Origin of the sequence: Pseudarthrobacter sp. O4 (assembly GCF_050157025.1) — a bacterium.
Taxonomy (GTDB): domain Bacteria; phylum Actinomycetota; class Actinomycetes; order Actinomycetales; family Micrococcaceae; genus Arthrobacter.
Window position 1 is genome coordinate 35,704 of record NZ_CP189591.1, and the last position, 12,599, is coordinate 48,302.

14 protein-coding genes are annotated in these 12,599 nt (G+C 65.8%); 4 read left to right on the forward strand and 10 right to left on the reverse strand.

Features of this window, described 5'->3' with window-relative positions:
- Nucleotides 1–161 precede the first annotated feature (161 nt).
- From ACQCSU_RS00150 to ACQCSU_RS00165, 4 genes are all read right to left on the reverse strand, one after another.
- Complete coding sequence (locus ACQCSU_RS00150) at nucleotides 162–1,502, reverse strand: MFS transporter (protein ID WP_426977518.1); 1,341 nt, start codon at nucleotides 1,500–1,502, stop codon at nucleotides 162–164.
- A 398-nt stretch (nucleotides 1,503–1,900) separates the two neighbouring features.
- Complete coding sequence (gene uraH / locus ACQCSU_RS00155) at nucleotides 1,901–2,242, reverse strand: hydroxyisourate hydrolase (protein WP_426977519.1); 342 nt, start codon at nucleotides 2,240–2,242, stop codon at nucleotides 1,901–1,903.
- Nucleotides 2,239–2,733, reverse strand: coding sequence for a 2-oxo-4-hydroxy-4-carboxy-5-ureidoimidazoline decarboxylase (uraD, locus tag ACQCSU_RS00160; RefSeq protein ID WP_426977521.1), 495 nt, complete (start codon nucleotides 2,731–2,733; stop codon nucleotides 2,239–2,241). Before uraD ends, uraH begins: the two co-directional genes overlap by 4 nt.
- 308 nt (nucleotides 2,734–3,041) lie before the next feature.
- Entirely contained in the window at nucleotides 3,042–3,254 is a 213-nt protein-coding gene (locus tag ACQCSU_RS00165) for a hypothetical protein (RefSeq protein WP_426977523.1), read from the reverse strand.
- A gap of 187 nt (nucleotides 3,255–3,441) precedes the next feature.
- On the opposite strand from ACQCSU_RS00165, the gene ACQCSU_RS00170 reads away from it, so the two are divergent.
- Nucleotides 3,442–3,999 (forward strand): NADPH-dependent FMN reductase, encoded by a 558-nt coding sequence (locus ACQCSU_RS00170; RefSeq protein WP_426977525.1) that lies wholly within the window; start codon nucleotides 3,442–3,444, stop codon nucleotides 3,997–3,999.
- Between the two features lie 69 nt (nucleotides 4,000–4,068).
- Here ACQCSU_RS00170 and ACQCSU_RS00175 read toward each other — a convergent pair whose 3' ends face one another.
- The 4 genes from ACQCSU_RS00175 to ACQCSU_RS00190 form a co-directional block, all read right to left on the reverse strand.
- Complete coding sequence (locus ACQCSU_RS00175; RefSeq protein ID WP_426977527.1) at nucleotides 4,069–4,665, reverse strand: hypothetical protein; 597 nt, start codon at nucleotides 4,663–4,665, stop codon at nucleotides 4,069–4,071.
- A gap of 111 nt (nucleotides 4,666–4,776) precedes the next feature.
- Nucleotides 4,777–5,016, reverse strand: coding sequence for a hypothetical protein (locus ACQCSU_RS00180; RefSeq protein ID WP_426977529.1), 240 nt, complete (start codon nucleotides 5,014–5,016; stop codon nucleotides 4,777–4,779).
- A gap of 124 nt (nucleotides 5,017–5,140) precedes the next feature.
- A complete protein-coding gene (locus ACQCSU_RS00185) occupies nucleotides 5,141–6,676 on the reverse strand; it encodes an FAD-dependent oxidoreductase (protein WP_426977530.1) in 1,536 nt (511 codons plus the stop codon).
- Between the two features lie 160 nt (nucleotides 6,677–6,836).
- Entirely contained in the window at nucleotides 6,837–7,934 is a 1,098-nt protein-coding gene (locus ACQCSU_RS00190; RefSeq protein ID WP_426977531.1) for a class I SAM-dependent methyltransferase, read from the reverse strand.
- Between the two features lie 176 nt (nucleotides 7,935–8,110).
- On the opposite strand from ACQCSU_RS00190, the gene ACQCSU_RS00195 reads away from it, so the two are divergent.
- The 3 genes from ACQCSU_RS00195 (at nucleotide 8,111) to ACQCSU_RS00205 (ending at nucleotide 9,742) form a co-directional block, all read left to right on the forward strand.
- The gene (locus ACQCSU_RS00195; protein ID WP_426977533.1) at nucleotides 8,111–9,001 is read left to right on the forward strand and encodes a hypothetical protein; all 891 of its coding nucleotides are present in this window, start codon (nucleotides 8,111–8,113) and stop codon (nucleotides 8,999–9,001) included.
- A 111-nt stretch (nucleotides 9,002–9,112) separates the two neighbouring features.
- Entirely contained in the window at nucleotides 9,113–9,316 is a 204-nt protein-coding gene (locus tag ACQCSU_RS00200) for a hypothetical protein (protein ID WP_426977535.1), read from the forward strand.
- 114 nt (nucleotides 9,317–9,430) lie between these two features.
- The gene (locus tag ACQCSU_RS00205; RefSeq protein ID WP_426977537.1) at nucleotides 9,431–9,742 is read left to right on the forward strand and encodes a thioredoxin family protein; all 312 of its coding nucleotides are present in this window, start codon (nucleotides 9,431–9,433) and stop codon (nucleotides 9,740–9,742) included.
- Nucleotides 9,743–9,748: 6 nt separating this feature from the next.
- On the opposite strand, the gene ACQCSU_RS00210 is transcribed toward ACQCSU_RS00205, so the two are convergent.
- Both ACQCSU_RS00210 and ACQCSU_RS00215 read right to left on the reverse strand, forming a co-directional pair.
- Nucleotides 9,749–11,284, reverse strand: a complete 1,536-nt coding sequence (locus tag ACQCSU_RS00210; protein WP_426977538.1) for a carboxyl transferase domain-containing protein — start codon at nucleotides 11,282–11,284, stop codon at nucleotides 9,749–9,751.
- On the reverse strand, nucleotides 11,278–12,534 hold the full coding sequence (locus ACQCSU_RS00215) for a CaiB/BaiF CoA transferase family protein (protein WP_426977540.1): 1,257 nt from the start codon (nucleotides 12,532–12,534) through the stop codon (nucleotides 11,278–11,280). Before ACQCSU_RS00215 ends, ACQCSU_RS00210 begins: the two co-directional genes overlap by 7 nt.
- Nucleotides 12,535–12,599: the final 65 nt, after the last annotated feature.

Here is a 12,599-nt window from a genome sequence, read left to right on the forward strand (position 1 = left end):
ACGTAGTGCCCTTCAAAGATCCTGTTGCGGAGGGTGTCCCGGACAGCCTCCCGAAGGGGGCGTTCCTTGTCCTGGGTCTCTTCTGCGTTATGCATGGTTCTCCACTTTCGGTTCTTGTCTGGCATTGCGTTCCCGGCTTCAGGAACAGGTGCGTGGCTAGCTTAGACAGGTAGCCGCTTGTTGTAGTTCAGGGTCAGCACGGATACGCCCATGATGACGGCGGATCCGACGAAGTACAGCAGCGCCCAGGTGTAGGAGCCGGTGGCACCCACGATCAGGCCGACAGCAATCGGGGTGACGAAGCCGGAGATATTGCCGCTGAAGTTCATCGCGCCGCCCAGGACGCCGGCATTGGTCCGGCCGCCCAGGATGGAGGGGATGCTCCAGAAGAGGCCCACCCAGCGGAGGAAGAACATGACCACGGACAGGAGCACCACGGCGGTGGTGGGATCGGCCACGACCGTGACGCCGATCAGGCCGCCGATCACAACAACACTGGACGTGCCCAGGAGCGTGCGCATCACGCGGTTGGCGGAGGCGCCGGTGGACTGCCACTTGTCGGCGATCGTGCCGCCGAGGATTTCCCCGACAAAGCCGGCGCCGAAGATGACGAACGTGGACCAGCCGATGGTCTTGAGGTCGAAGCCCTTGGCCTGGGCCAGGTAGAGCGGGCCCCAGGTCAGCAGTCCGTAGAAGACGCCGTTGAAGCCCAGCCAGCCGAAGCACATGGCCCAGAAGGAACGGAATTTCAGGTAGGGGAGGAGCGCACGCTTGCCCTTGCTGCCGTCGAGCTGCGCCTCGGCGTCTTCTGCAGCGTGGGAGGCTTCGATGTAATCGGCCTCGGCATCGTTGACGCCGCGGTGCTGGCGGGGGTTGTCGCGGACGTACCACCAGACGGCCAGGCCCATCAGTACTGTGGCGGCCCCGGCGATCATGAACGAGAGGCGCCAGCTGCCGGTGGAAGCGATGAGACCGGCGATGAGGATACCGCCAAGGCCTGCACCCAGCGGTGCCCCGGCGTCGAGGATGGTGGCACCGCGTCCGCGCTCTGACTTGTGCATCCAGATCGCGTTGAGCTTGCCGCCGGCCGGCATGACTCCGGCCTCCGTGACGCCGATGCCCAGGCGGGCGATGAACATGCTGAGGAAGCCGCCAGCCAGGCCGGAAGCGGCAGTCGCAGCCCCCCAGCCGACGCAGGAGGCCGTCATGACCTTGCGGGGACCGAACTTATCGATCAGGAGGCCCACCGGGACCTGCATCAGCGCGTAGGTCCAGAAGAACGCGGAGAGCAGCAGGCCCACGAGCTCGGGGGCGAGGTTGAATTCTTTCTGGATGATCGGGAGGGCCACCGAGATGGAGCCCCTGTCGATGTAGTTGACGGCGACGAGGACCAGCAGGAGCAGGAACATTTTCCAGCGGACGTTGGTGCGACGTTGCACGCCGTCCTTGCCGGTCTTGTCGTCGGGGAGCGGTACTGCGGTTTCAGTATTTTGAAGAGACACAACTTCTCCTTTACAGAGAGGAAGATTGCAGACGGGGAAAAGACGTGGGTGTTCGCGGGGCAGGAGGCCGGCTGGTGGGGCGAAGCGCCCCCCAGGAACCAATCCGGAGGAGCCGGGCAATGAACTACGGCGGCCGAATCCGTAACGCGGACTTTTGGGATCCCAATTTGGGATCCCAAAATTGAGAATAGAAGTGACCCGTGCCACTGTCAATAGGTTTCCGCGCGTTGTGGCTCTCGAGCGTCAAAAAACCGATTGTGACTGCTTCGCGATGTGGTTAATACACCGGGAGACATGGCTGCGGGCCCCGGCTATCCCGCCGGAACTGCTGACAGGCACAGGAAAGGCCCGCGGGTTTGAACCGCGAGCCCTGGCCTGTCTATTCAGTTCTTGGCGGCTTAGCTGCCCCGGTAGGTCGAGTAGGCGAAGGGGCTCAGCAGCAGCGGAACATGGTAGTGCGCCTGCGCCGCGTCCACCAGGAACGTGAGAGTCACCTCGGGAAAGAAGGTCCCGGTTTCGGTCGCAGCGAAGTATGCCCCGGTGTTAAAGCCCAGCCGGTAGGTTCCGGAGGGAAGCCTGTCGGGGCCGAGTTCTTTGATCCGCCCGTCAGCATCCGTGGAGCCGGTGGCGATCCGGACCCATTGCTCGCCGTCCAGGAGGTGAAGTGTTACGGCGATTCCGGCGGCAGGCTTACCGGAGCCGGTATCCAGTACATGGGTGGTTACGTGGGAGACGCTCACTTCAGCAGTCCTTCGAGTCGGAGCACTGCGATCTCGCGCAGTTGCTCGCCGATGATTAGTTCTTCCTGCTCGGGCGTGTGGTCGAGCCTGGAGTTGAGGGCCGCCAGGATCTCCTCCCGGCTGCGGCCCGCCGCGCGGATCAGGAACACCTGGCCGAACTTCGCCTCGTAGGCGCGGTTACCGTCTGCCAGGGCTTTGTCAACGGCTACGTCCGGTGCACCGAGTCCCGCCTGTTCCGACTGGGATAGCCGGGCCTCCGTACTGTTGCCCGCCGCGCGTTCCCCGATCCGGGGGTGGTGGGCCAGGGCAGATTCCAGCTCCGCTGACGTGAACGGGGCGGCTGCCCGGCGGCCGGCATCGAGGAGGGAGCCGACGTCGGAATACGGGCGCGCGTTGGCGAGGCTGTCAATCCAGCGCTGGATGTCCAGGCAAGGCCGCAGTAGCGCAACAGCCTCCGGTCGCTTGGCCGCGTTAAACTGTTCGATTTGCATGGGACGGGTCCTCATGTGTCAATGCTGGCATCCACGGTGTAGGGCTATACGGAGCATGTTACAGAGCACTGTTCCGTATCGTGGAACTGTTATTTCAGCATGTGCAAAAGTCAACCCTACGGTCTTGCGGGTGTCAACTACCCGCCGGTAGGCGACAGCTCTTACAGTTCCTGTACAAGGAAGGCCAACCATTGGAGCCTACGAAACGGGGAACGCCACATCTGTCAGGTTAACCGACGATCGCGGCCAAGCGCGCGATTTCTTCGACGAACGCTGAACAACAGTGGCCGGCGTGGAGCTGCGGGGCCCTATGTGACTAGGGCGTGCAGATCGACCCCAAAGATGGCCACAAGCGGCCATAGCACAATCGCCGCGAGGCCTTCCAGAATGTTGCCGGGAACGTTCCACGCCACGAGATAGCCGTGGGTGGCTGCGACAACTATGCCGATCGCCAGATACACGGCCCCGATCAGACCAATTCCGCGCCTGCCCGTTTGGCGCCTGTCAAATCCGCGTATCATCGCTCATCTCCCGATGTGGGGTGTCAACCACATTATAGTAGCGTCCGGGCCATTCGGGGAGGCATACACTCCGTTCAGTTGGTTGCCCCGGGGACGGCTCGAGCCGGCCCGGTCCATGGGAAGCAGCGGCCGTGCGGGAGCGTTTAACCAGGTAGGGAGCCTTATTCATAAGGGGAGGCGCGGCTTCATGCTTAATATCGCTGTCGTGCTCGGAAGCACCCGACCGGGCCGCAGAGGGAAGGCCGTCGCAGACTGGGTCTTTGAGCAGGCGGCAAATCGTACCGATGCGACGTTCGAACTTGTCGATGTGGCCGACTTCGATCTCCCGCTGCTCGATGAACCCCTCCCGCCGTCACTGGGGCACTACCGTCACGAACACACGAAGGCCTGGGCGAAAGCCATCGGGTCCTTCGACGGATACATCATTGTCACCGCAGAGTACAACCACTCCGTGCCCGGAGCACTGAAAAATGCCCTGGATTTTCTCTACGGGGAGTGGAACAACAAAGCGGTGGGCTTCGTCAGTTACGGCAGCACCGGCGGGACCCGTGCGGTGGAACATCTACGGCTCATCGCCGCGGAACTGCAGATGGCCGACGTCCGTGCGCAGGTCACCTTGCCTTGGGCCACGGAGTTTGAAAATTACACCACCTTCACACCGTCGGACCGGGCCGTGAAGGGCCTGGGTACGGTCTTCGATCAAGTCATCGCCTGGGCCGGGGCCCTCAGACCACTGCGCCAGTGACACGGCGCAGCGCGTCGTCAATCCGGCCCGACGACGGGCCGCCGGAGCCGGCGCGGGCGGGAGGCGCCATCAAGCCTGACCGTTTTCATCGGCGGCCGGCAGGAGCTGGCGGTTCCTGATCCGTGATTCGCCGAAAACGACCGGCAGCGCTCCAATCTCCCAGGGTCCGCGGTCCCTGGTCTTCGGGCGACCCACGGCAATGTGGGGTGTCCAGCGGGGGTAGCGGAAGCCGAGGGCGCGTGAGCCGAGAATGAAGTCGTCGACGTTGTCCACGAGGAGCTCGTCGAGCAGTTCGTGCAACGACTGCACGAGGCCGACCTGAAAGTCGTGAACCCGCTGCGGGACGTCCACTTCAAGTCCGCACACGCTTCCGCCGCCCAGCACGATCAGCCTTTCGGCGCTTCCGGAAAAGCCTTCCAGCACTGGCAGCGCCTGAAGCCAGGCAACCGTCGTGCGGGAGGCTTCCGCGGTACCGGTGATGCCTTTGGTCCAATCCGCGACGTCCCGGGAGAAGTCCTCCAAGACGCCGATGTGCAGCAGGGTCAGGTGCAGTCCTTGTCGCCTGCGCAGCGCATGGGCGTAGCTGCCCAGTTCCTCGTAGTCCGTGGGCTCTGATCCGATGCTGAGGACCGGCACTTCCACCGTGATGCGCGGAAGCGTATGCATCCGGACCCCCTCTTGTTGCCGAACCTTGACGCCGGAGACCCTATTTCGCGTGACGCGAATACGCCTGGGCGCTGTCACGGGGCACGCCGGACGGCCAAACCCGACCTCCTGTCAGCCCTCGGGCTTGGGCTCAGTGGTCCCTTCACCCACCCAGACGACCTGAACCCACCGTTGGCCCTCGTCATCCCACGACTCGGAGTGCCCCAGCCGGGCGATGTCTTCAAAGGCGACGTCGATGCCCTGGCTCTGCAGGGTTTCGCTCAGCTCTTTGGTGGCGGCCCGGACTGCGCCGGCGATGTCATCGGGAGTATCGGACGAGACGGGACGGGATGCTTCATATGTTGAACTCATGGGCACCATACTTCACGTTCGGTCCGTCGATTGGAACAGCCCGTGGTCCAATTTCGCCTGCCTCGATGATCCGGGCTGGCGAATCCAGGTTCACCGGCAGCCGCCGGCGGCCGGCGGCCGGCGGTCACGGCGCCGGACGGGGCGGCAGGTTCTTGGTGGCCGGGCCCTGGATGACGGCGCCGTCGGGCGCGAAGCGGGAACCGTGACAGGGGCAATCCCAGGTGAGGTCGGCGGGATTGAAGCCGACGGTGCAGCCAAGGTGGGTGCAGACGGCAGAGACGGCGTGGACCTGACCATCTGCGTCTTTGTAGACGGCAGTGCTCTCCCCGTTCACGTCGATGACCGTTCCGTCTCCCGGGGCCAGGGCCGGGGCCACATGGCCGGGGCGGCCGCCGAGCTTGCCGGCCAGAAGGGTTGCCGCAGTTTTCATGTTCTCCTGTACGAACCGCCGGGCGCTGGCTACGGGAGTGATCCTGTTGCTGTTGAAGACGGGGGCCCAGCGGTTCGGCCGGCCGTTGAGGGTGTCGGTCAGAATGAGGGCGGCGGCGGTTCCGTTGGACAGGCCCCATTTGCGCAGGCCGGTGATCACGAAGACATGCTTGGCGGCGGGGGACATGCGTCCGACGTAAGGTAGCCCGTCAAGCGGGATGCCGTCCTGCGTTGACCAGCGGTAGGCGACCTCGCCGACGCCGAGGCGGTCTTGGGCGAAGGCGGCGAGTCTGCGGTAACGTCCCGCTGTGTCGAAGGCCTCGGACGCGCGATGGCCTTCGCCGCCGACAAGCACGTAACTCGCGCCGCCGGCGTCCGCGGTCAGGATGGAGCGCACGGGTTCATCGGCGCTGATAAACGTGGCGTCCAGCGGCTGGGTGCCCACCCGTCCGGCCACGAGGTAGGAGCGGTGCGGATGACACCGCAGCTCGAACAGGCCCTGACCGCCGAAGGGTACATTCGTGGCGACGATGATGTCCCGGGCACGGACTGTTCCACTCCCGGCGTCGACCACGCACGGTGAGCCGTCGTGGATCCTTTGGGCACGCGTCTCCTCGTACACAAAACTACCGTTGCCATCGACCGCCCGGGCGAGGCCCTGCAGGTATTTCACGGTATGAATTTGGGCCTGTCCGTCGAACCGGACGGCTCCTTTGACGGCGAATGGAAGCGGCACATCGGTGGTGAAGGCGGCGGGAAGACCGAGCCGGGAGGCAAGAGCGGCTTCAGCGCGGACGAGGCCCAGCGCGTCGTCGCTCTCGGCGTAGGTGTAGTTGTCCACGCGGCGGAAATCACAGTCGATGCCTTCCCGAGCCACCACTTCCGCAACGTGTTCGAGCCCGGCCTGGTTGGCCTGCCCGTAGGCGCGGGCAGTGTCGGCGTTGTGGCGGCCTTGGAGTTCGGTATAGGCGAGGCGGTGCAGGGATGTGACCTTTCCTGTCGTGTGGCCGGTGACGCCGGTTCCGACGCGTCCGGTCTCGATCACCGCGACGGTTCGGCCCGCGCGTTTGAGTGCCAGTGCGGCGGTCAGCCCGGCAATGCCGCCGCCGACGACGGCGACGTCCACCTCCACATCCCCGCGCAGAGCCGGGTAGCCTGTGGTCCCGGCGCTGGCCACCCAGAGGGACATGGGCTCGCCCTCGAGCCGTCCACCCGGCGGCCCGGCCGTCACGGCGTCACCTCAGCACCCCGCAGTTGCATGCGGGCGCTCCCGCCGGTACGTCCGAATGGCGCCGTCTAGTCGCAAGCATGTGCTGATCATCCCGCCTTGTGGGTGGTTTATCAACGCCCCCGAGGTTGTTCCAGGGCCCTCGGCATCCCACAAATACACGTCACGACCCAGGTTGCGAGTTGGACGGCGACCGTGCTGTCGGCAGCGACAGGACACGTCTTAGTGCCCTGCTGTAGGGTCGGTTGGCCGCGGTGCGTTGGGCCGCCTGGCGCTGCGACGGACCGCCGACGACTGCCGTAACGAATCCGGCCGGGGCAGGCCGCCGTCGGGTTTCTTGTCCGAAGTTCCGGTGTTCCTCGAGGGTCAGGCCGAAAGCCCCGACGAATTCCGCGGCGCGCGCCCGGGCCGGGGGAGTGTTGTCGATCCCGAAGGTGAGCGGCTCGCCGGCGAATTTCGTCGCGGCCCGGGCGTAGCGCATATACGGCGACCGGGACGCGATGATCTCCGCGGAGAAGTAGTCGAAGGCGACGACGCTGCCGGGGGCCGTCCCCGCGATCCGCCGAAGCGTTCTCTCGACCGAATCGCGGTCCAGGTACATGGTCACCGCTTCCCAGAGGAAGAACGCGGGCCGGGCCGGGTCGAAGCCAGAGGCCACGAGCTTCTCGAACCAGTCTTCCGCCTGGAAATCGGCGGCCACGTACGTGGCGAGATGCGCGGCGAGACCTGCGTCCCTCAACATCCGGAGCTTGAAGGCCTGGGTCCGGGGCTGATCGATCTCGAAGCACCGCACGTTCGCTTCCGGGGGCAGCCGGTAGGCGCGGGTGTCGAACCCGGCGCCGAGGATCACCAGCTGCTCGATGCCGGGGAGGTGCCGGTGGAGGGCGGCGTCGTAGAAGCTTGTCCGTGCGGTCTGCTGATGGCGCATCGGGGGCACGCCCTCGTACGGATAGCGGTAGATCCAGGGAACACGGCCCGTCACGAGATGGGCCGTCATCGTCGGGATGGTCTCCAGGCGGAACCCCTCCCGGGAGACATTGGGCATAACCATCATGAGCCGCGCAGCGGGCTCATCGGGCCGGGTCCCCAGCCGGTGCTGCATGTAGCGGGTGTAGAGCGAAGCGAGCAGGGTCGCCGATATGCCTGTCCGCCGGCTGTAGAGGAGCAGCTGCGGTACGGCCCGCAGATAACCGACCATTCCCACCGGGAGGAGCGCCACCTGGATCACGCGAAACAAACCAGCCGCCGCCATTCCTCGCATTCGCCGCATCTCGCCCGACTCCTCCTGCCACGCCCTTGCCCGTCCATGCTCCTCCGGCGGGTACCGGGGGTCAACACGTCTCCGGCCGGCAGCGGGGAAGCCTCTCCGATGAGGGCCCGGGGCTGGTGCCTGGCCGCCAGCCGATGCGCCACGGGGCGCCCTGCCATGGAACCGTCATGTCCTTGACCGCGGGGCCCGTGGCGATCATGCTGGGTTCCTGTTCGCTCCGCCCGACGGGAAGGCCGGCCATGTCCGCCATCAACTCAGCCACCCCCGCTGCGCGTTTCCGGCATGTGTTGGCCGCAGCCGCCGCAGCAGCCGTTGCCCTGCTGATGCTCCTTGCCCCAGCGGCTGAGGCAGCCACCACTGCCGCCCCCGGCAACGATGTGTCCTGGCCCCAGTGCGGTCAGGCCTTGCCGAAAGGCCAGACCTTCGCCATCATCGGCGTGAACAACGGCCTGGCGAACGCCACAAACCCCTGTCTGGACACCCAGCTGACGTGGGCCCGCACATCCAAGGGCGGGACGGGCCAGGCGCCGGTCGCCCTGTATGTGAACACCGCCAACCCGGGCAAAGCCGGATCGTGGTGGCCCACCAGCAACACATACGGCGGGACTACCGTGCACTCCCCGTATGGCGAGTGCACCAGTGGTTCCTACGGCGCGGCCTGCTCATACATGTACGGGTACGCCAAGGCTTATGACGATGCGAACATCCGCGGCGTGAGCAACCCCGCGTCCTACACCTGGTGGCTTGATGTGGAGACCGGCAACAGCTGGTCAACGGACACGGTGGCGAACAGGGCCGATCTCGAGGGCATGACAGCCTACTTCGCGAGCATCGGAGCCCGCACGGGCCTTTACTCCACCAGAACGCAGTGGGCCCAGATAGTGGGGACTGTGCCGTCTTCAAGCAATCTGTACGCGCTGCCCAGCTGGTTGGCCGGAGCAAACTCTCTCGCCCTGGCGAAACGCAAATGCTCGGACGCCGCACTGACCGGCGGCGGCAAGGTCACGCTGGGCCAGTACGTTTCGGGCGGATTCGACTACGACTATTCCTGCATCTGAGGCACGCGCCCCGTCAACCGCAACGGGTTCCGCGCTGGCGTCAGCGACACCCTGACACGTTGGCCGGAGGTCCCAGGTGTAGGGTTTGCCTCAACTGACGAAGGGGTCAACATGAGCTACAAATATCGCACCGTCCGGGTTCGCGGCACCGAGCTGATCGGAACCATTGCGCGCAAACACGGCGGTGCTCCGGAGATCTACGAAACCTCGAAGGACCCAAGCACCTCAGTGGTTCCGGTGTTCTTCCAGGCAACGGGCGAGCTCCGGTTTTTCGATAGGGCAATGCTGGAAGACGTCGTGGCACCCGCCGGTTAGCCGCGATGACGCATCCTCGGACCTGACACGAGGACGGGTCAGGGCCGCTTTGCCCCACCCCGGACAGCTGCTCATTCTGTACCGCGCTGGAGGTCTGGCATGGACAATAGATTCATGAGGATTGAATTGCTCCATATCGATGATTGTCCAAACTCGGCCGTAGCACGTGAGCGTCTGGAAGCAGCCCTGATCGCCCGGGGGCACAACGACATGGAAGTACACATGCGGCTTCTGAAGTCCGCATCCGATACAAAAGACACCGGATTCGCCGGATCTCCGACGATCACCGTCAACGGAACCGATATCTTCCCAACCGGAGCGCCGGCGGGCGAGCTGGCGTGCCGGATCTACATGACTCCCAGCGGTCTTTCGGGCCTGCCTACCGTTGATCAGTTGACGGAAGCACTCAAGAGCAATGGACTCTGACGTCGACTACACCTGCTGGAACACCTCCTCGGCGATGAGGCCGCCCAGGTTGCGGTACTTAGCCAGCCGACGCGGCAGCAGTTCGTTGATCCCGGCGCAGGACAGGGTGGCCAGTTCGTATTCGATGGCCTGCCCCATGCGCTGGCAGAAGGCCTTTGCCTCCCGGGCGGCGTCGCCGCGTTCGTCCACGATGTGTTCCACAAGTCCGTTGGCGTAGAGCGAGGCCACGTTGACGCCTTGGGCCTCGGACATGGCCGGTGCAAGGTCGGTGCTTCGGTGGACGATGGCACTGGCGCCCTCCGGCGGCAGCGGGGACAGCCATGCATGCTGAGCGGCGATCGTGCGGTCCGCGGGCAGAAGGGCCAGCGCCCCGCCGCCGGCGCCCTGTCCGAGCAATACGGACACTGTGGGCGAGTTCAGCCCGATCAGGTCGTGCAGCGACCGGGCGATCTCGCCGGCCAGTCCGCCTTCCTCGGCCTCTTTGGAGAGGGCGGCGCCGCCTGTGTCGATGACGGTGAGCAGCGGCAGGCCAAGTTCCTCGGCCAGGCGCATGCCGCGCCGGGCCTCGCGGAGCGACGCGGGGCCCATTGCCGTCTGCTGCGAGGGCCGGGGACGGGTGTGGCCGATGACCACGCAGGATTCCTGCCCGAAGCGGGCCAGGGCAAGCTGAAGGCCGGGGTCTTTTTCCCCCTGGCCGGTGCCGTTGAGCGGCAGCACGTCCCGGGCCCCGTGCGCCAGCAGTTGGCGCAGGTCCGGCCGGCGCGGATTGCGGGACATTCCGATCGATTCCCAGGCGCCGGCGTCGGACGGTCTGACGGAAAGTGTCCTGGGCGGGTCGAGCCGGGAATGCGGACCGGTGACCAGGATGCTGAGGGCGCGGTCGACGACGCCGGACAGTTGCCAGGGCGGCACCACGGCGTCCACGAGCCCCTTGTCGAAGAGGTTTTCGGCCACCTGGACGTTCTCGGGGAACTGGGTGCCGTGGAGGGCCTCGAAGACCCGTGGTCCGAGGAATCCGAGCAGGGCGCCGGGCTCGGCCACAGTGATATGGCCCAGTGAACCCCAGGACGCCATCACTCCGCCCGTGGTGGGATGCCGCAGGTAGACCAGGTAGGGCAGCCCGGCCTGGCGGTGTGCCCGGACGGCCGCGGTGATTTTCACCATGGACAGGAACGCGATGGTCCCCTCCTGCATCCGGGTGCCACCCGACGCCGGGCCCGCGAGGAGGGGAAGCCCTTCCCGGGTGGCCCGCTCGACGGCGCTGACGATGCGTTCCGCTGCCGCGAGCCCGATGGAACCGGCCAGGAAGCGGAACTCGCTGACAATGACCGCAACCCGGCGGCCGCGGATAAGGCCCTCGCCGGTGAGGACGGATTCGTCCACACCGGTTTTTGCGCGGGCCGCCGCCAGTTCCTGCCGGTACTCGGGTCCCGGATCTGGGTCCACCACCGGGAAGTCCCAGCTCCGGTACGATCCGGGATCGAGCACGGCGTCGAGGAGTTCGGTAGCGTCCAGGTGCCGGACTTTCTGCTCCGTCAGCATGCCTGGTGACCTTCCGGGTCCGTAACTGCCTGCTCTGTGCCGCCTCGACCGGCGGGCACCAGCCCAAGCCACTGCCGGATCTGGTCCCCGTCCTGGTCCAGCAGCGGCGGGGCGGTGTGCGCCTTCAGCGTCGTTTCTGCGGTGTCGGCCGGGCTGAAGAACCGCAGCGGCGGACCCGGGAGGCTCACGTTGCCGAGGATTTTGTGGTCGACGTCGATCACGAGCCCCTGCGAGTGGACCTGTTCCCATTCGTACACCTCGTCCAAGGTTCTGACCTTGCCGGCCGGGATGCCGGCCTCGTTCAGTTTGGCGAGCAGCGGTTCGGCCACGAAATCGGAGAACACCCGCTCCACTTCCTCGATGACTTTCTCGCGGTTGCGTACGCGGTCCGCGTTGCTGGCGAATTCCGGCCGCGTGGTGTCGATCCCGAATGTGGAAGCGAACGTACCCCAGAGCTTCTCGCTCCCCACGCTGATCTGTACCCGGCCCCGCCTGCAGTGGAACAGGCCGTAGGGGGCGATGGAGGGATGGTGGTTGCCCTGGGCCTTCGGAACCTCGCCGGCGACCGTGGCCCTGGTGCCCTGGAAGGCGTGGACCCCGATAATCGCCGCGAGCAGTGACGTGCGGACGATCTGTCCCTGACCGGTCCGCTCACGCTGCAGCAAGGCGGCGAGGGTGCCGAACGCCCCGTACATGCCCGAGAGGAGGTCCGCGATGGGCACGCCCACCCGCTGCGGATCGTCCGGCCCGGACCCGGTCAGGGACATCAGCCCGGCCTCACCCTGCAGGATCTGGTCGTAACCGCTCCGCTGGGATTCCGGCCCGTCGTGTCCGAAACCCGTGATTGACAGGACCACGAGTGCCGGATTGAGGGCATGCATCTCCGCGGCCGGGAATCCCAGACGGTCCAGTACCCCGGGGCGGAAGTTCTCGATCACGACGTCCGCGCGCCCCAGCAGTTCGCGCAGAACTGTCCGCCCGTCGTCGCTCTTCAGGTCCAGGGCAATGGATTCCTTGTTGCGGTTGCAGGACAGGAAGTAGGTGGCCTGGGGATCGTCCTCGGGGCCCACGAAGGGGGGACCCCAGCCGCGGGTATCGTCTCCGGTGCCGGGGTTCTCTATCTTGATCACCCGCGCGCCCAGGTCAGCCAGCATCATCCCGGCGTGCGGGCCGGCGAGGGCACGGCTCAGGTCCACCACGAGGTAGCCCGTGAGGGGACCCTCGGTTTGCGGCGTGGATTCAGTGCTCATCGTGATGTTCCTTCTCTTGCTTGTCGTTGCTGCTGCACGTTGGTGATGCGGCTGTTCGCCGCCTT

What these genes read in the sequence shown, in the direction of transcription:
- ACQCSU_RS00175 (WP_426977527.1), bottom strand. Translation starts at nt 4,665, where the DNA reads ATGCATACGCTTCCGCGCATCACGGTGGAAGTGCCGGTCCTCAGCATC.
- ACQCSU_RS00215 (WP_426977540.1), bottom strand. Translation starts at nt 12,534, where the DNA reads ATGAGCACTGAATCCACGCCGCAAACCGAGGGTCCCCTCACGGGCTAC.
- uraD (WP_426977521.1), bottom strand. Translation starts at nt 2,733, where the DNA reads ATGCAAATCGAACAGTTTAACGCGGCCAAGCGACCGGAGGCTGTTGCG.
- ACQCSU_RS00190 (WP_426977531.1), bottom strand. Translation starts at nt 7,934, where the DNA reads ATGCGAGGAATGGCGGCGGCTGGTTTGTTTCGCGTGATCCAGGTGGCG.
- ACQCSU_RS00195 (WP_426977533.1), top strand. Translation starts at nt 8,111, where the DNA reads ATGTCCTTGACCGCGGGGCCCGTGGCGATCATGCTGGGTTCCTGTTCG.
- ACQCSU_RS00200 (WP_426977535.1), top strand. Translation starts at nt 9,113, where the DNA reads ATGAGCTACAAATATCGCACCGTCCGGGTTCGCGGCACCGAGCTGATC.
- ACQCSU_RS00180 (WP_426977529.1), bottom strand. Translation starts at nt 5,016, where the DNA reads ATGAGTTCAACATATGAAGCATCCCGTCCCGTCTCGTCCGATACTCCC.
- ACQCSU_RS00210 (WP_426977538.1), bottom strand. Translation starts at nt 11,284, where the DNA reads ATGCTGACGGAGCAGAAAGTCCGGCACCTGGACGCTACCGAACTCCTC.
- ACQCSU_RS00170 (WP_426977525.1), top strand. Translation starts at nt 3,442, where the DNA reads ATGCTTAATATCGCTGTCGTGCTCGGAAGCACCCGACCGGGCCGCAGA.
- ACQCSU_RS00205 (WP_426977537.1), top strand. Translation starts at nt 9,431, where the DNA reads ATGAGGATTGAATTGCTCCATATCGATGATTGTCCAAACTCGGCCGTA.
- ACQCSU_RS00165 (WP_426977523.1), bottom strand. Translation starts at nt 3,254, where the DNA reads ATGATACGCGGATTTGACAGGCGCCAAACGGGCAGGCGCGGAATTGGT.